The 18,811-nt window shown below is 30.5% G+C and carries 13 protein-coding genes; all 13 read right to left on the bottom strand.

All coding sequences use genetic code 11. The features are described from left to right. Positions 1-56 precede the first annotated feature (56 nt). On the bottom strand, positions 57-1,676 hold the full coding sequence (locus tag B5D16_RS06380) for a hypothetical protein (RefSeq protein WP_078766148.1): 1,620 nt from the start codon (positions 1,674-1,676) through the stop codon (positions 57-59). Positions 1,677-1,717: 41 nt separating this feature from the next. Then, positions 1,718-2,692, bottom strand: coding sequence for a DNA polymerase III subunit delta (holA, locus tag B5D16_RS06375; RefSeq protein WP_159444316.1), 975 nt, complete (start codon positions 2,690-2,692; stop codon positions 1,718-1,720). A gap of 89 nt (positions 2,693-2,781) precedes the next feature. Continuing rightward, the gene (locus B5D16_RS06370; RefSeq protein ID WP_159444315.1) at positions 2,782-4,935 is read right to left on the bottom strand and encodes a ComEC/Rec2 family competence protein; all 2,154 of its coding nucleotides are present in this window, start codon (positions 4,933-4,935) and stop codon (positions 2,782-2,784) included. A gap of 137 nt (positions 4,936-5,072) precedes the next feature. After that, positions 5,073-6,020 (bottom strand): GerMN domain-containing protein, encoded by a 948-nt coding sequence (locus tag B5D16_RS06365; RefSeq protein ID WP_159444314.1) that lies wholly within the window; start codon positions 6,018-6,020, stop codon positions 5,073-5,075. After that, positions 6,001-7,464, bottom strand: a complete 1,464-nt coding sequence (locus tag B5D16_RS06360) for a sensor histidine kinase (RefSeq protein ID WP_159444313.1) — start codon at positions 7,462-7,464, stop codon at positions 6,001-6,003. Before B5D16_RS06360 ends, B5D16_RS06365 begins: the two co-directional genes overlap by 20 nt. 74 nt (positions 7,465-7,538) lie before the next feature. Further along, positions 7,539-8,228 (bottom strand): response regulator transcription factor, encoded by a 690-nt coding sequence (locus B5D16_RS06355; protein WP_078766143.1) that lies wholly within the window; start codon positions 8,226-8,228, stop codon positions 7,539-7,541. Positions 8,229-8,240: 12 nt separating this feature from the next. Then, positions 8,241-8,867, bottom strand: a complete 627-nt coding sequence (locus tag B5D16_RS06350) for a ComEA family DNA-binding protein (RefSeq protein WP_078766142.1) — start codon at positions 8,865-8,867, stop codon at positions 8,241-8,243. A 108-nt stretch (positions 8,868-8,975) separates the two neighbouring features. Further along, on the bottom strand, positions 8,976-10,229 hold the full coding sequence (locus tag B5D16_RS06345; RefSeq protein ID WP_078766141.1) for a sugar ABC transporter substrate-binding protein: 1,254 nt from the start codon (positions 10,227-10,229) through the stop codon (positions 8,976-8,978). A gap of 72 nt (positions 10,230-10,301) precedes the next feature. Further along, the gene (locus B5D16_RS06340) at positions 10,302-11,486 is read right to left on the bottom strand and encodes an aspartate aminotransferase family protein (protein WP_078766140.1); all 1,185 of its coding nucleotides are present in this window, start codon (positions 11,484-11,486) and stop codon (positions 10,302-10,304) included. A 241-nt stretch (positions 11,487-11,727) separates the two neighbouring features. Next, entirely contained in the window at positions 11,728-12,654 is a 927-nt protein-coding gene (argB, locus tag B5D16_RS06335) for an acetylglutamate kinase (protein ID WP_078766139.1), read from the bottom strand. Positions 12,655-12,785: 131 nt separating this feature from the next. Continuing rightward, positions 12,786-14,030, bottom strand: coding sequence for a bifunctional glutamate N-acetyltransferase/amino-acid acetyltransferase ArgJ (gene argJ / locus B5D16_RS06330; RefSeq protein ID WP_078766138.1), 1,245 nt, complete (start codon positions 14,028-14,030; stop codon positions 12,786-12,788). Between the two features lie 279 nt (positions 14,031-14,309). After that, positions 14,310-15,398 carry a hypothetical protein gene (locus B5D16_RS06325; protein ID WP_159444312.1) on the bottom strand — a complete coding sequence of 363 codons (1,089 nt, stop codon included), beginning with the start codon at positions 15,396-15,398 and terminating at the stop codon, positions 14,310-14,312. Between the two features lie 437 nt (positions 15,399-15,835). After that, positions 15,836-18,802, bottom strand: a complete 2,967-nt coding sequence (locus B5D16_RS06320) for a YfhO family protein (protein ID WP_078766136.1) — start codon at positions 18,800-18,802, stop codon at positions 15,836-15,838. Between the last annotated feature and the right edge of the window lie 9 nt (positions 18,803-18,811).

Below are 18,811 nucleotides of genomic sequence, written 5' to 3'. Positions count from 1 at the left end.
ATATTATCAAGTCAAAATCACCTGATAATATACTCTATGAAAATCATATTTTATTATTAGTCTTTTTTTCTTTTTATTATCAATATCATTATAGAAACGAAAGCAATTATGCTAATAATCATTGATATCTTCTGCACCATCGTACCAACATAATTTACAGTTATAATATTATCATCCTTTTTTTCAATCTCTATAAAGCCATTTTCAGAAATCTTGTAGTCATACTTATTGTTCTTACTATCTTTTATCTCATATCCCTTATAGTAACCCAAAGGTAAAACATAACTACTATGATCCTCATTCATAGAATCAGCAAAAGTATATGTGTTATCTTTTCTCAATATACCATACTCAAATTTAATCTCATCAACAGTATGCTTATCAAGGAAGAAATACTCTTCATCCGCCGTCAAATACTCACCACGACCAACACTATAATCTCCAAAAAGATTTACATCATCTATAGGAATATATGCAGTTGAACACATAAACACTGTTGCTAACCACAACATACCAATCGTAGCTATATAAATAGGTTTCTTATCAAACGTAGCCATTCCTACTAACATAGCAAATGGCATCGCACCTATAACAAGTAATCTCCATGGAAACTGCAATATATTAACAAACGAAAACAATCTTTCCAACGGTCCCCATATAAACAGTCCAGTGCAAATAAATATTGAATACCCTAACGCTATTCCAAGTTTTCCTTTTAATCCTACTTTTGTTGATAATTTCCATAACGCAACACTTAAAATCACTGTAACAACGATTGAAGTTGCATCTCCACCTTTTATTCCAAATAAAACATTATCCTTTAACCAACCAAATGTTTTCTTCCCAGTTTGATAATACAACTTTGTGAACGACTGCATCTCCAAAATTGGAAGTGTAACCATCAAAGTTGAAATAACAGTAAAACATGCATTAATCATTGTGTTGACTAATATTTTAGGATTTTTTATTATTCTCCTGAAATTTAATAAATAATATACAATCAATACACTAGCGACAATAACAACTGACAATATATGTGAATATATTATGCCAGTCATTCCAAAGAATAATGAAACGCCCAATTTATTCCGCTTAAAAATCTCATATACACCAAGAATAATCAATGGAATAAATATAAACGACATGCTCTCTCCAATTGCCATTCTAAAGAAAACATCCCATATTCTATATGGATAAATAAAATACATTAATGCTATTACAAGTGCTTTATACTCTACATCATCATATTTCTCATATTTCAATACTTTCTTCACACAATAATATGCGCTTATACCTGAGAAAAAATTAATAAAAACAAGCATTATCATAAAGCTAACATATTCACTAATACCTAATTTGACCAATATAGCAAATGGAACCAAAAATATATCAGGATAAAAGATACCTAATGGGTAACCAACGCCATAATATGTTTGTGTATAAATCCAAGGTTTAATATTTGAAAAAGACAAATCATATGCCAACGCTTTTAATCTTCCTATATGAAATGCTCCGTCGTCTATCAAACCTTGATTCATAAAAACAAATACATAAAATACCAAAGATAAAGCTGCAAATAACAACAAAACACATTTATTATTAATTATTATCTTTTTATCCAAATCACCATCGTTTTTAATTATATTAGTTTCTTTTTCATTGTTTTTTTCTTTCATTTTTCCACCCTTCATTATCAAAAATCTAACGTGAACTAAATTTACCCACTATACTTCATAAGAAGCATTTCAACACCAACCTTTTCATCCATCAATCCGCTTCTTATTTTTTCCATCATCTTTACAGATGCCTTATAAGCCAACTTCAAAGTTTTACCATCAAAATTCTTACTTTGATTAAAACACTTTTTAATAACAAAACTATGAATCTTCATCTCTTTAGAAATTGTTTCTACACCATATCCTCTATCTGCCAATTCCTTAGTTGTAAGAAGTAAATCAAACTGCCTAATTAACATAGTAAGAATATAAGCTGGCGCTTCTTTAGCTGCTATCAAATCATAATAAAGCTCCATAGTTTTCTTCTTATTCTTAACAGACATTGCATCAGTCATATCAAATATCTTTCCTACAACAGGTGCCTGGCATAAAACTTCAACGTCACTAGATTCTATAACTTCCCTATCTCCAACATAGGCAACTAATTTAGCAATTTCGTTACTTACCATATACATATCGCCATCTGTTTTCGATAAAAACAAGTTAAGAGTATCTTTGCTTATTTTTTTGTTCTGTCCATTAATCTGTTTCAGTGTCCAATTAAATAAATCACTTTCACTTAAATAGTTTAATTCACATGGATAACCTTTTGATTTTATTTGTTTAAAAAGTTTACCTCTTTTATCAACTTCTTTTTCAACAAATACCACCACATTTTGCTCAGGTACATTACCTATTGCCTCAACCAAATCATCATTCGCCTTTTTAAACAGATTAGTATTCTCAACCAAAATCAATCTATGATCAGCGAAAAATGGTGCAGTATTAATATCATCTATCAAACTTATAATATCAATCTTATCGCCTTCATACTTCATGGTATTCATAGGGTCTCCACTCGTAATGGCCTCAATAAGTTTATCCTTATATAACTTTACAAGATACCCTTCTTCCCCATACAGAAGATATACACTTTTAAATTTTTTATCTTTAATATCATTATTAATGTTTTTCATAAATAAACCCAAATCCATATGTTAAACTAAACTTCTGCTTTATTCGCGACTCCTTATAATATACCATATTTCCGTAAACTCCGCACTAATTATTTATTATATTCAACCTCACCAACTTCCTTTGTAACATAAATTGATGCACTTGTATTTTTACTTATTCTTTCTAATAATTCGTTAGCGGGATGCCCATATCTATTCTTTATCCCACAGGAAATCCATGCATAATCAGGTTTTATTTTTTTTAGAAAGCTATCAGTTGTTGAGAATCTTGATCCATGATGAGCCACTTTTAAGATAGTGTACGACTCAACATCCGTATATTTGCTTATATTATTTAGCAAATACTCTTCATCATAATTATAATCTCCAGTAAATAATGCCGATGTTTCTTTATCTTCATAAGACAACACCATTGAAGCCTCATTAGGATCTTCATACGTCAGTTCCTTGTATGGCATAACACATATAAAATCAAGGAGCTTATCTCCTTCTTCCATCCTTATTACATTAACGCCATAAGCATATGCTGTATCTATAATCCTTTCTAACGACTCATCCATATTATCTAACTTTGTGACTATAAGATTACTAATACTAATTCCATACAAATCATAATTAGTTATAATATCCATTATTCCGTTATTATGATCATCGTCTCCATGTGAAATAAACGCATAATCAATCGTACTTATTCCCTTATATTTCAAAAAAGGAACCATCCTGTATTTAGCTACTTCCCTTATATCACTACTTCCACCATCAATTGTTACATTAAGTCCTTCTTTGGTTTTAACATAAAAGAAATCCCCTTGACCTACATCAACCATAACCATCTCAATCTTGCGTTCTGATATGTTAAAATAATTGATTAAAAAATCCTTAATATGTATTCCAAAACCAACATTAGCAAATACCGCTACATAAATTAATCCTGTACTAATCCATTTTATTACTGCAGTTTTCTTCTCATCCTTATAATCATTAAAATCTCCTGTTTTTATTTTATTTCTTTCGTCTTTGTTCTCTGATACCTTTATATATATTATGTAAACCATAAAGATAATTATTATTACTATTATTTGCCATTCATTTATCTTTCCACATATAATCCGACTATATTTAAAACTACATATTACATCACATAATCCCATTCCACATTTTATCAAAAATCCTCCAATTTTAAACAATCCAAGAAATCCTAATACTATAACAACCCCCATAAAAGGTAATATACATATATTTGTCAATACAGTATATGGATAAATCTCATAGTAATTAATAGCAATTAAAACACTTAAAAACATATTTAGAATTGCACTCGATATAATAGTTCTTAAAACAAAACTATTGATTTTAAGAAACCCTGTCACCTTTGGAATAATAAAATAACATACTCCCACAGCAGCAAATGACATCTGATAAGAAAATCCTGTAAATCCCCAAGGATAAATACTGCTCACAATCATTAAACTAATAATATATCCATTTACTTCATCGTATTTTCTCCCATATACTTCAGCTATCATTCTAAGTGCAAACATGACTATTGCTCTTGTTGTAGAAACACTAATACCGATCATAAGAGAATAATTTACAATCAGAAAGATACTAACCAATACTGAAAAAGGCATCATAAATTTCTTTCTTAATAAATTATATAATCCTATTCCTAATATAGAGATATGTAATCCTGAAATAGCAAATATATGAGAAATACCTGCTATTCGAAACATTAATTTATCATCCTCTGTAATAGATTTTTTATCTCCTATCAAAAGAGCTCTATAAATAGAGGCTGTTTCCTCATCACAATTATTATCTATTTTATACTCCATCCACAACTTTATCTTACTTAAATTATCCATATAGTTCTTTGCAAAAAAACTTATATTCTTTTTTATTAAACCAGCAAAATTACCATCATTAGGATAAATAATAGGATTTATAAAACCTATCTTATGCTTTTTATTATCTTTTTCTCCATTTTTAATACTATTATTATTTACATCTTTCTCATAAAAAAATATATTCTGAATACTTAATTCATAACGCCTTTCATCAAAATTCCCTTCATTTCTTGCTGGCTTATAAAGTCTATATACCTCTGCTTTTATTTCTAGACCTTTCTCCATAACATTATATCCAAGTAATCCTGAAAGAAATATTAGAATCCCTGCACAAATAAAAGCCGAAACAGATTTCTGCTCGGCTTTTTTATTATTCTTTAATATTTTCTTTTGCATATACCGTCTATTCGCTAAAAACAATAACATAATCACAGCATATGTATATACAAAAATGTTAATCGAACAATTTGCATAAGCCATACATTCGGTTAGCACGTAGGCTATTAACGCAATAATCATTGGTCGTTTAACTATCAATTTTTATTTAAATCTCCTTCAATAATATCTGGGTTCTTTGTAAAATTATCCTCAAGCGATATACCATTAAAACTATTACTTCCATCCACGCTTGAACTAGATGTTGAAATTCTAACTGAATCAATATAAGGAAGTTCTACTAAAGAATTAACTATTGAATATATGAGTATATCTGAATTATAACTTGCATTAAGTGTTTCAAAGTCATCACCAAATATAACATAACACACATTATCGTTAGTTACTGCACTTACAAGGTTTGTTTCTCCTGAAATTGTAGCATTATACTCTGAACTATCCGGTCCATCTATTATTTCTTTAATAATATAAGTTTCAAGAGACGCATCAGCTAAATATCTACCTGTATGCTTAACTGGAACTAGCTTCGAATAGTCCGTATTCGCAAAGTAAATTGTAAAATCACTTTTAGTACTACTGGTGATTTTACTACCTGCAGATATATCAGCAAATGAATTTTCACTCATAAATCCAACTATATGATCATCTGAATCAACAAGTCTTGCACCATCAACTAAAAAGTCCACATAATTTACAGAATCAAGCTGAGTAACTGTGAGTACTACTGCTGCTCTTGTAAGGATTTCCGTTGACCTTTCAATATCATAATACTCTTTACTAAAATTTACAGATAACGTTTTGGTTTGTGTATCAATATCACTACCTAATACCTTAACACTATCAGGTATAGCTTCAAACATATCAACATCACTTGGTTTACTTTGAAGTTTTTCAAACATCTCAACCAAAACTTCTTCCTCATTTTTTGAATCTGCAAAAAAAGAATCTGTTAATAACTTTGTACTCTGCTGATTCATATAATATATAACAAGTCCATTATCTTTTTTCTTTTTGCAGGCCGACTGTGAAAACAAAGCTGAAATCAATACAAGGATTAATACATAACTACATATCTTCTTCTTCATCATATATGTCCTCCTCTTCTTCAGGAATCTCTATAAAGCCTGTATCTTCAATATTTTCGTTTTCCTTAAGAACTCTTAGCGGAACTCTAACTGAAAATGTAGTGCCTTCCTCTTCCTTACTATATACCTTTATTTCACCTTCATGAAGAATAATGATGTTCTTAACAATTGAAAGTCCTAATCCTGATCCACCTGTCTCCCTGTCTCTGGCCTTATCAACTCTATAAAATCTATCAAAAATTCTATCAATGTTCTCAGCTGGAATACCAATACCAGAATCATTAATTGTAATGTAAAAAAACTTATGATCCGAATTAAGCGTAACCCTAACCCATCCATCCATTACATTATATTTTATAGCATTTTCCACGAGGTTAGAAATTGCTCTTCCAAACTTTACTTCATCAATATCAGCTACAACTGGTCTGAAACTTTCAAAAACAAGTTCTATATTCTTCTCACTAGCAATTGGCGTAAGTCTCTTTAATACCTGTTCAATCAACTCCTTAATATCAACTGAAGAATAATTAAGAGTTGCTGTCTTCTTATCCATTTTAACCATATCAAGAAGGTCAGTAATTATTTCGTTTTCTCGATCAATTTCAGATGCTATATCTGTCATAAATTCCTGATATATCTCAATCGGTAAGTTATCCTGACCAACTAAAGAATCCGCTAAAATCTTCATGGAAGTGATTGGTGTTTTAAGTTCATGAGACACATTTGAAACAAACTGAGATCTTGATTCATCCAATCTCTTAATACTTTCAACAGTCTTATTAAACTTATCTGAAATAATCATAAATTCATTATTATCAACCACGTTTAGTTTAGTATCAAAATCTCTATTACCTAAACTATCAATGGCTTTCGTTAGTTTATGATATCTCTTCTTTTCAAGCATAGAAAGCCATACTGAAACACCTATAACAACTAAAATCATAACTGAGAAGAAAAAGAATATAAAATTAACCATCTTATCCTTCACATCACCGATATCCTCAACCTGACAGAAAACAAGAATAGCGCCAACTACATTATTCTTACTTTTATCATTACCATCCACTTTAACAAGTGGAATAGCAAATTCCATGTATCTCTTTTCAGAATCAAAATGAGAATACTGTTCTCCCTTAAGTGCTCTTAACACACTTCCCGTAACACAAAATTTACCTTCATCAGTAACAAATGTATCTTTAATAATCTTATAATTCTTATTAATTATTTCAATACGTCCATTATATACATTTGACAACTGGCTAAGTTCTGTATCTACAATAATGGATTCTCCTGAATCCATATAATTCTCACTTAAAATATAGTTCCTCAAAATATTATTCTGAGTCTCTATACGCGCCATCTTCTGACCTACAACAGTCGATTCAACAATTGTATAAACGAATATAGACAACAACACTAGCGGTATAAATATTACCGCTAGCATTATTAAAAAATTATGAACATATATACTTTTTATGACTTTTTGTCCTAATTTATAAAACTTCTTTTCCTTCATCATTATTCCTTGTAATAGTATCCAATTCCCCACTTAGTATATACATACTTTGGCTCACCTGGATTTTTTTCAATTTTTTCACGAAGTCTTCTAACGTGAACATCAACTGTACGAACATCTCCCGGTGTACCCTTGCCCCATACTGTGTCAAGGAGCATTTCTCTGCTATACACCTTATTAGGATTTGTTACTAACAATTCTAAAATATGGAATTCTTTGGCAGTAAGATTAACCTCTACTCCTTCAATAAATACTCTTCTACTATCTATATCAAGTTTCAAATCATCTTTTTCAATAATACTTGTATCTACTGGAGCACTGGCAACATGTGAATTTCTTCTTAAAATAGCCTTCATTCTAGCCTTAACTTCTAATATATTAAATGGTTTAGTAATATAATCATCTGCACCATAATCAAGTCCTAATATCTTATCCATATCATCACCCTTAGCTGTAAGCATGATAATTGGAACATTTGAAAATTCACGAATATGCTGTAACACTCCAAATCCATCAAGTTTTGGAAGCATTACATCTAATAAAATCATATCATAATTATTATTCTTTGCATAATTAACCGCTTCTAAACCATCATATGCACAATCAACCTCCATGCCATCTTGCATAAGAGAAAATTTAAGACCTTTAACTATTAATTTTTCATCATCAACAACGAGTACCTTACTTGCCATAACTCACCTCTTCTAGATTTCTATTTTTTCCTTTATTCTTTCATATAAAGCTTCACCAATACCAGATACATTCTTAATATCACTGATACTTTTAAAGCCACCATTACTCTCCCTATATTCCACTATTGCATTAGCTTTACTTTGTCCTATACCAGATAACTCCATAAGCTTATTTGCATCTGCAGAATTAATATTTATCTTTCCACTATGTTCTTCAACATTTTCAAACTGCTTATCATCAATAATCTGCCCGTTATTGTTCTTATACTCCTCTTTTGATAACACCTTAATCTGATCACCATCATTAAGTCTTGCTGCAAGATTTAAATATATGGCAGCCTTTTTTGTATAACCACCAGCCATATCTACCAAATCACAAATTCTTGCCCCTTCATCTAACGTATATACATCAGGCTTTTTTATTTCCCCATAAATATATACCATTATTTTTCCATTCGGCACCAATTCTCCTGTTTCATTTATTGAACCAGCCACTTTTTCATTGTCACTTAATGATTTCTTATTATTATCACTTTTTCTATATGTTTCTACTTGTTCCAATTTAGTACTCACTTCACTCTTACTACATGAAGTTAATCCAAAAGCACAGACAAGTATTAAGACACCAAAAAATCTCATACGCCCTCCTTGTAATTATTCGGGCGTATGATTAACTAATTATTATTCTATCACAATTAAAAATAAAAATCTATGTGTTAAATGTAAATTGCAAAAAATATTTTAGCATTATTTTAAACTGTCTTCAAATTCTGCAACAGTTTCATCAATATTCTTACCTTCCCATACCTTTCCCATGGCAATTTCAAGCGAAACGTAAAAACCACTGGCATATTCAAACTTAGGAAGACCAATAGATGCCTCATATTGTTCATATATTGCTTTCTTAGTATTGTCAGTGTTACTTTTAACACATGGGATATAATCTGATTTCTTTTCTACAATATCAGTTTTATCAAAAAGCATATATGAAATAAGTTTATCAACATATTCTTTATTGTTATCATCTCTAACAGTTTTACCATATGGATTAACTGCAAGAAGTGTTGTAAATGATAAAGTTCTTGTTTTTAAAATATCCGTCATATCCGGAATCTTAGTAACCTCATAATTAACTTTATCAAGTTTCTTTAGATCCTTTGAATTAATCATAGTATAAACAATCTTTCCATCATTAAAATCATTTACAATACTATCATAATTTACAGTATTTATATCCGTAGCAAAATAATTATTCAAACTATTATAGTAAGTAAGTGCAGCCTTAACATTTAAGTTATTAACATCAACTTCTTCTGCATTATCTCCATACTTACCACCAAAATTTAAGTATTCTCCAGCAAATGCATAGTTATACTGAAGTTCCTTAACATCCCATTTTAAAATATCTGTTACATTTGGAAATTTTGTATTATCAAACTGCTTAGCATAAGCTAATATTTCATCAAATGTTTTCATAGGTGTAGATGATAAATCCTTATTGTAAACAAACACAGGTTCTTCAAACATGATAGGATAAGCTCTCATTTTACCATCATAAGTTGCAGCAACAATTCCTGTCTCACTAAGTTTACTCATATCCTCATCAGATAATTTAACATCCTTACTCATACCTCCTAAATATGCACTTTCAAGTTTTTCACTTGGAAATAAATACATGTCCGGAGCTGCTTTACGATTATTCTTATTTGCTTCATTTATACTTTCAAATAAAGTATCCTTATCAACATATTTACTATTAATCTTTACCTGATAGTCCTTTTCAAATGATTTTTTAATATTTCTAATATATGGTTTTAATGAATCATCACAGAACCATATATTAATCGAAGCTACACTAACTGCTCCATTATTTAATACTTTCCCCTTTGATTTCTTCTTATAATTCCTGTTATAAACAATGGTTGCGCCAATAACGACGCAACCTATTAATATCATTAACACTATGTCTATAACAGCTTTTTTCAAAGCTCTTTTATCCATATAAATTCTCCATAATTATATAATATAGTTATGTTCATAATACAATACTTAGTATCATTTTGCAACTATATATTATGCCAACACTTTACGCATAATAGAAATCATTTCATCAACGTTTTCCTTTGAAATAATAAGTGGTGGAACGAAACGTAAAACATCACTTCCAGCAGAAATAACAATAAGTCCATTTTCAAGTGCCTTTGTTACGTAATCACCTGGTTTACCATCTACAACCAAGCCCTGCATAAGTCCCTTACCACGACGAGCCTTAATCACATCAAAATCATCAACTAATTTATCAAGCTCACTTTCTAAATATTTTGAAACTTCTACAACATTATCTAAAATCTTATCATTTTCAAAAATGTCAAACACTTCATTAACTGCAGCTGTACAAAGTGGATTTCCTCCGTATGTTGTGCCATGGTCACCTGGAACCATTGCTGACGCAACTTTTTCTGTAGCAGCAAATGCACCAATAGGGACACCGCAGCCAAGTGCCTTAGCCATAGTAACAATATCAGGTTTTACACCATAATGTTCATAAGCAAACATTTTTCCCGTACGTCCCATACCACACTGAATTTCATCCAATATTAAAACGATGTCTTTTTCATCGCATAATTTACGAACCCCTTCGATAAATTCTTTTTCAGCTGGATAAATACCACCTTCACCCTGAACAGTTTCAAATATGATAGCACAAGTCTTATCATTAATTAATTCTTTTACACTTTCAAGATTATTAAATTCAGCAAACTTAACACCACCCATAAGAGGCTTGAAAGCTTCCTGATAATGAGGATTACCAGTTACTGAAAGAGCACCAACTGAACGTCCATGGAACGAATGATTCATAGCAATAATCTCATGATCTGTAGCTCCATCCTTATTATATGCATACTTACGTGCGAGTTTAATAGCACCTTCAATAGCTTCTGTACCACTATTTGTAAAGAATACGCGATCCATTTTTGTTTTATCACAAATCTTTTGGGCTGCTGTTATAGCAGGTACATTATAAAAAAGATTTGATGTATGAATCACCTTGTCAATCTGAGCCTTAAGTGCATCATTATATGACTTATAATTATAACCTAGAGCAAATACGGCAATACCTGCTGCAAAGTCTAAATACTTTTTACCATCAACATCATAAAGGTAAACACCATCACCTTTATCTAAAACAATTTTAAAACGATTATATACATGCAAAAGTTTTTCTTCTGCAAGATTCATATATTCCTGTGAATTCATAAAATTACCTCCTTTAAAAACGGATTTTAAAAAAATACGAGATGTGCATGCATTTCTTAGATTAGAAACTTCCGGCTTCGCCGGCATTCTAATCAAGTCCCACTTCATGGGCCCCTTCTATTTTTCGATTTTCTATATATCTACTAGACGGGATGTGCACACATTTAAAATCACCTTCGGTGATGAGTGTGCACAGAGTAAACAGACCTCTTCCCACTTCGTGGGCCCCTTCTATTTACAATTAATCATCTATCTCACCACGATAGAACTTTTCCTGACCATCTTCTAAGATAGCTGTTCCAATACCCTTATTAGTAAATATCTCAAGTAAGATACTATGTAAAATTCTACCATCAATAATATGTACTCTAGATACACCCTGTTCAATTGCTTCGATACAGTTATTAATCTTAGGAAGCATACCTCCTGCAATTGCACCTGACTTAATGAGTTCATGTGCTTCTGAAACTGTCATTTCAGAAATAACTGTCTTTGGATCATTCGGGTCAAGATATACACCTTCTGTATCTGTAAGGAATGCAAGTTTATTAGCCTTAACAGCCTTTGCAATCGCTGATGCAGCATCATCTGCATTAATATTATATCCATGAAAGTTTTCATCCATGCCAATTGGCATTACGATTGGTAAGAAATCCTTTTCAAGTAAATCAAATAAGATGTCTGCATTAACCTTTATGATTTCACCAACATATCCAATGTCTTCACCATCTGATAATTTCTTTTTACATGTAAGAAGCGCACCATCTTTACCACTAATACCAATTGCTCTTACACCAAGTGATTCAACCTGTGATACAAGCTGTTTATTAACTGATGAAAGAACCATTTCAGCAACTTCAAGTGTCTCCTCATCTGTAACTCTAAGACCATTAATAAACTTAGGTGTCATACCAAGTTTTTCTATATATGCACTAATAGCTTTTCCACCACCGTGAACAATAATAGGTTTAAAACCAACAAGTTTAAGAAGTGTAACATCCTGTATTACATTCATCATAAACTCTTTATCGAGCATGGCAGATCCACCATATTTAACAACTATTACTTTTCTATTAAATCTCTGAATATATGGAAGAGCTTCAATTAATACATTACCCTTCTCAATCCATTTTTCCATTCCCATGTCTTCTTGTCCCTTCATTATCATATCGTTTTACCAATATCACAAAATGTGCCTTTCTAATAATATTATTTATTATATACTTAGTATCAATTTGAAACTTACCATACTTAGTAGTATTTTGATACTAAATTATCATTATATTATCTAGTAAGTAATTAACTACGGTAATCTCCATTAATTTTTACATAATCATATGTAAGATCACATCCCCAGGCTGTAGCTTCTGCTTCGCCCATTTTCATATCACAAATAGCTGTAACTGCTTCTTCTGATAAAATCTTAGTTGCAAAATCCTCATCAATACTTAAGACCTTACCATCTTTTGCAATCTGAATTTTACCAACTTTACTTTCAAAGAATAAGTCGACCTTTTCAGGATCAAACTTAACTCCACTATAACCAAGTGCGCAAAGAATACGTCCACTATTTGCATCATGACCATAAATCATTGCTTTAACAAGTGATGAACTAACTACTGACTTAGCAAGCACCTTAGCTTCATCCTTTGATTTAGCGCCTTTAACTGTAACTTCAAAGAGTGCTGTTGCTCCTTCACCATCTCCAGCCATTTTCTTTGAAAACTCTGTACAAACATATAAAAGTGCTTCAGCAAATGTCTTATAATCATCATTTTCAGAATCAATAGCCTTATTACCAGCCTCACCATTTGCTAATACTAATACTGTATCATTAGTAGATGTATCTCCGTCAACCGAAACCATGTTAAATGTATCTGGAACAACTGAACTCAAGGCCTTCTGTAACATCTCACTTGTAATATTTGCATCAGTTGTAATATAGCATAACATTGTGCACATATTTGGATGAATCATACCTGATCCCTTACACATACCACCAATTGTTACTTCTTTACCATCTATTATAACCTTAACTGCTACTTCCTTATTAACTGTATCAGTGGTCATAATAGCTTTTGAAGCAATTGTTCCAGCTTCAATTGTGTCTGATAATTTTTCTTTTAAAAGACCAACACCCTTATCGATTTTTTCCATAGGAATTTCATAACCGATAACACCAGTTGAACCTATAAGAACTTCTTTCTTATCTATACCAAATGCATCAGCTACAATTTTTGCTGTATCATCGCATGCCTTCATGCCTTCTGCTCCAGTTGCTGCATTAGCTATACCACTATTAACAACTACTGCCTTAGCAACCTTATTGTTATAAACAACATCCATGTCCCATTGTACTGGCGCCGCCTTAACAACATTTGTTGTAAATGTTCCAGCTATGTTACATGGCTTATCACTAACAACCATTGCCATATCATTTATTTCTTCTTTAAACTGATTATCTTTTAATTTTTTAAATCCTGCGTATGCACCTGCTGCCTTAAATCCACTAGCTGCAGTAACGCCACCTTTTATAATCTCCATAATCTCACCTGATTCAAAGAATCTTACCTTTCTTTCAATTCACATACAGTTATATATTTTACCATATTTCGTCCCAATATACTACCTGAATGGAATTATACATCTTTTATGCATAATATGCAAGTTTTATGCATAAAAATATAAATTTCTGCATAAAATACACTTTTACTTTCAATTTTTTGTATATAAATCATCAAAAAAAGCATAAGACATCATAGTCCTATGCTTTTTACAGTTAAGAAGTATCACTCCATCAACATACTAAACTGATTAATCATATTATCGATTAGCACCTACACAATACTTCCATTTATATACAAATTTCTTTTCAGGATTAATCATTTCATAGTTTGTCCCATATAATTCATTCAATATTTTTCTCCATGTATTAATTGCTGACATTCCTTCTATATCAATTTTTTTCCCTCCAAAATATACGCAATTCAAAGCATTTTGCATCTTTTCAGTTTCTAAAGCAGCATTATACTCATCCTTTGCATAATCACACATACGAAAATATGCATATCTAGTCCCATGATCACCTTGAATAACTATAACTGCATTTGGATCTTTTTCTTTAACATTATGAATAAATTCCTCCAAATGACCATTTAAATATTTTAATTGATTAATATACAATTCTGGTGTTTCCCAATTATACACTTTTTTTTCATCATCAATAGGTTGGCCTTTTTCATCAAAAACAAACGGTTGATGAGGTAACATCATATAACATAATGTAAATGTTGGTTTATCATCAACATAATCACAAGAATTCTTAAGCATATTAATTGCATTTTTACAATCATTCCTGTAATTATCATATGACGAGCTTTTTTGCGATTTTTTAACTATTTGGTATATCTGCTCAATAGCACTATTAAAAATCAAGTAATAATCTACATCATGTGCACCAACTCCCTTTTCTCTATCTGCATTTTCTGTTTCGTATAACACATTAACATCTTTTGTATCAAATAATCCCAAATGATTAATTATATTAATATCATAGCCTAAATCCTTAAAAAATCTATACATAACTGGATTATCCAACAAGTTTAAATTATTCATTTGCAATCCATCTATTTCCGTAACATAATTTAAATTTAATATATTAGGTACTATTTCTGATGTTAATATTCCTTCATAATTATATGTCGTATTCGAAATGTTAAAACCCATTTTTTCTATATCGTTTAAAAATTTTGAATTATCAAAATCATAATAGTACTGTAGGTTTTCCTTTCCTGCATATTCATCTAGCAAAACATAGTATATATTTGGTCTATTATTTTTATTTTTAGCATATTGTTCTACTTTAATCACATTCTTCTTAGGATTCATTTTTGTAAATTTGGGAACTGCCATAATTAGATTAAATAATATAAGCCCACCAAATGCAAATATAATACAAAAAACAACTAAATCATAATCTATTTTGCTACGTACTATATATATCGACATTACAAACCAAAAAAACATAAACAAAACCAATAAAAAAATATCATTAATCTTTATTTTACTAACTATAAACTTATATACAATATTAAAATTTAAAAAGATCAACATAAATACACACGCTATAGTACCTGATTTATATATATCTCTCGCAAAAATTATCACTATATGAAATACAAAAAATGCTATCATATAAAACATAAACAGCGGAACTATCACCACTTTTATCTTTGTTTCTCCAATATTACTTAAATACATATATGCACAAGGATACACACACATCAAAAACAAACATAATAAAACTTTAAGATATTTATACACTACACTTTGCTTTAATTTATCCATTTCTAATATATCCCTTCTTTATTATCCTTCTTATTTACCTCAATAACAATATCTTCCATCTCATTTGACATTTCAAATTCCATCTTAGCGAATTCATCCACGTCAACTTTTTTACTATCATTAGATGAAGAATCCTTGCTATTATCATCTTTTGAATCAACATATGTTTCAGCATCCTCTGATTCTGTTACCTTTTCACTTTCATCTTCTCCAGCAAATTCCTTCGTAGCAATATCTTTAAGTGAAACTCTTCTAGAATTCTTCTTTCCATTACTCTTTACATGATTCTTTAATATTCCTTCATCCTCAGAATCATCTTTATTCATATTTTCTTCAGAATACTCATATTTAATATCATCATCAGATACTTCATTATCTTCAGAAATTCTTGGTCTTCTTCTAAACTGTCTATTATCATCCGGTGAATGTTTTCCTTTACCACTCTTTCTATCATCATGAAGCACTCTATATAATGAGTATACTAATAATAAAAGAATTGTTGATACCGTTACTAACAAACCAGCTTTAAGTCCTCTAGGATAATATCTAAATTCTAATTTATGGCTACCTTCATCTAAATATACGCCTAAGAATCCATCCTTAATACTAATTGGTTTTATTTTCTTTCCATCAACTAAAACCGTCCATCCCTTATCATAAGGAATAGATGTAAACATTAATCCTCTTGTTTTAACATCAATTTTACCTTCTATTCTTGTATCCTTAAATGAAGTTACTTCCAAACCCTGACTTGCCATCTGTTTATAAGCTTCTTCATAAGCCTCAGGATTAAAAGAATAAACCAATGCATTCATTGAAACTTTCTCTTCAGTATCTGGATTAGATATTTCAATAGCTCCATCCGCTGGTATATAACCTACATTGCATATTCTTGGTTTCTTATCAAGCGTAAAGTTTAATGTATCAATTAATGTTCCTTCTGCATCATATATATTAACAGTAGCTCTTTCCATTGTTCTGTTATTTAAATAAATATACACATAACATGATTCATCAACCCTAGTTCTTGCAACACCCTGTGATGTTGTATTTGAATGTAATACATGGAATATCTCCTCAGCATCTGTTGCTGCTGAAACAAATTCATTCTGAACATAAAATGGATTATCCATATTTATATCAAAATTATCAATAAACTTCTCACCGACCATAAATCCTAATGGAAGTGCATGCTTATTCTTAAATACATATAATTCATCTTCTATCTGACTATATAATTCAAATGATGAATTAGGTGGAACATCCTTATCTGATAACATGTATTTTACATCAAGAATAGATGCAGTAAGCGGTGTATATCCATAAAACGAATATGCATTAAATGAATTTTCAAATCCCATTCTCTTATAAAACTGTGTAAGTCCACCACTTGCAGATGATGAGAACACTGAAACACCCTTATAATTATTCCAAGCCGCATCATTTTTCGTTCTATGAATTACTTTTTCAGTTCTATAAAACTTATCGTTTTCCTTTTCCTTAACATGATCAAGTAAAGAAGTAATATTATGATTATCTTCAAGATAAGCACTTCTGCTTGTTGTTCCAAGTCCTGTAACATCCATGTTAATAGCACTTTCAGCAATACATATTATAAAGAACAGATAAACGACCCATCCATTATTTCTTAAATTCTTTTTATAGGTTCTAAAAATAATTGTATACACAAGAATAAATCCAAATGAAGCGTATACAATATAGAATGGATAATCATCCCCAACAAACATTTGCTCAAGCATAATAAACAAGAAAAATACACCAGCTAGTATCGCAAATAATTGCTTTTTATTCACCTCTCCAACATACGTCCATCCTTCATAACATATTGTCAAAACAAGGAATATATAAATAAATGACTGTCTTGCTGGAAGCGAATTTGGATAATGAAATCCATGCCATACAAAGTTTAATACATTTGTATTAAAACTTAGTAAGAAAAATAATACTACAGCAATTTTAGCGATTTTTTCCTTATAATTTACTTTTCTTGAAATACAGTAAATTGGAATTAATAAAAACACCAATACCGTACAATATAAATTTGGATTATGTGGATCAAATATAGAACACTCCACACATATGAGTGACCTAGATACCATTTCTAACATTGAAAAATAATTCATAACTGATGTTGGTACTTCTAAATCACTTGATGCCGTTGTAAGGAGAGAATAATACTCTGGAAGTACCATCGCCATACCAAGTCCACCTGCAAGTATTGATGAATAGAAAAACTTAAACATCGAAACTATCGTAAAGTGTCCTGAGTACCTTCTTCTATGTACATACAACAACACAAAGAAATATATTACACAGTAAATGCATATCATAATGGCTATGTAATAATTTGAAAATATACATATACCAAGAGATATGATATATAACATACACTTGCCTTTAAGCACAAGGTTTTCCAATCCTAATATAACAATTGGAAGAAGAACCATCAAATCAAGCCACATTATATTCCAGCTATATGCTGCCATATATGATGAAAGTGCATAGAATATAGCAAATGCAGCCATCGATACGTTCTTTGTCTTATGATGGTTACTGATATATATAGTAAATGTAAGTCCACATAATGCTGTTTTTAATAGAATGAATAAACTAATAACTTCTGTAATATGTCCCTTAGGAGCAAAATACACTAACCAATTTAATGGGCTTGCCAAATAATATGCATAAAGAGCTGTAAAGTTACTACCCGTTCCAATCTCCCATGAATATAATAAACTACCTCCATTATGTAATTTATTATAAAATTCCTGCATAAAAGGAGCGTACTGATGATAACAGTCGCTTCTTAAATACATTTCATCTCCAAACGGATAAATATCCTTTAACATATATAAAACAATCATAATAGCAAGCGGAATAAAAAATCCTAATAAATAGCATCCATACTTACTAAAAAACGATTCTTTTTGTTTCCTTGATTTTTCCATGGTAATTTC

Source organism: Eubacterium uniforme, from assembly GCF_900167115.1.
Lineage (GTDB): Bacteria > Bacillota > Clostridia > Lachnospirales > Lachnospiraceae > Eubacterium_S > Eubacterium_S uniforme.
The sequence above is the reverse complement of the archived record's forward strand: the minus strand, read 5'-3'. Positions and strand labels throughout refer to the sequence as shown.

What these genes read in the sequence shown, in the direction of transcription:
- B5D16_RS06380 (WP_078766148.1), bottom strand. Translation starts at nt 1,676, where the DNA reads ATGAAAGAAAAAAACAATGAAAAAGAAACTAATATAATTAAAAACGAT.
- holA (WP_159444316.1), bottom strand. Translation starts at nt 2,692, where the DNA reads ATGAAAAACATTAATAATGATATTAAAGATAAAAAATTTAAAAGTGTA.
- B5D16_RS06370 (WP_159444315.1), bottom strand. Translation starts at nt 4,935, where the DNA reads ATGCAAAAGAAAATATTAAAGAATAATAAAAAAGCCGAGCAGAAATCT.
- B5D16_RS06365 (WP_159444314.1), bottom strand. Translation starts at nt 6,020, where the DNA reads ATGAAGAAGAAGATATGTAGTTATGTATTAATCCTTGTATTGATTTCA.
- B5D16_RS06360 (WP_159444313.1), bottom strand. Translation starts at nt 7,464, where the DNA reads ATGCTAGCGGTAATATTTATACCGCTAGTGTTGTTGTCTATATTCGTT.
- B5D16_RS06355 (WP_078766143.1), bottom strand. Translation starts at nt 8,228, where the DNA reads ATGGCAAGTAAGGTACTCGTTGTTGATGATGAAAAATTAATAGTTAAA.
- B5D16_RS06350 (WP_078766142.1), bottom strand. Translation starts at nt 8,867, where the DNA reads ATGAGATTTTTTGGTGTCTTAATACTTGTCTGTGCTTTTGGATTAACT.
- B5D16_RS06345 (WP_078766141.1), bottom strand. Translation starts at nt 10,229, where the DNA reads ATGGATAAAAGAGCTTTGAAAAAAGCTGTTATAGACATAGTGTTAATG.
- B5D16_RS06340 (WP_078766140.1), bottom strand. Translation starts at nt 11,486, where the DNA reads ATGAATTCACAGGAATATATGAATCTTGCAGAAGAAAAACTTTTGCAT.
- argB (WP_078766139.1), bottom strand. Translation starts at nt 12,654, where the DNA reads ATGATAATGAAGGGACAAGAAGACATGGGAATGGAAAAATGGATTGAG.
- argJ (WP_078766138.1), bottom strand. Translation starts at nt 14,030, where the DNA reads ATGGAGATTATAAAAGGTGGCGTTACTGCAGCTAGTGGATTTAAGGCA.
- B5D16_RS06325 (WP_159444312.1), bottom strand. Translation starts at nt 15,398, where the DNA reads ATGGCAGTTCCCAAATTTACAAAAATGAATCCTAAGAAGAATGTGATT.
- B5D16_RS06320 (WP_078766136.1), bottom strand. Translation starts at nt 18,802, where the DNA reads ATGGAAAAATCAAGGAAACAAAAAGAATCGTTTTTTAGTAAGTATGGA.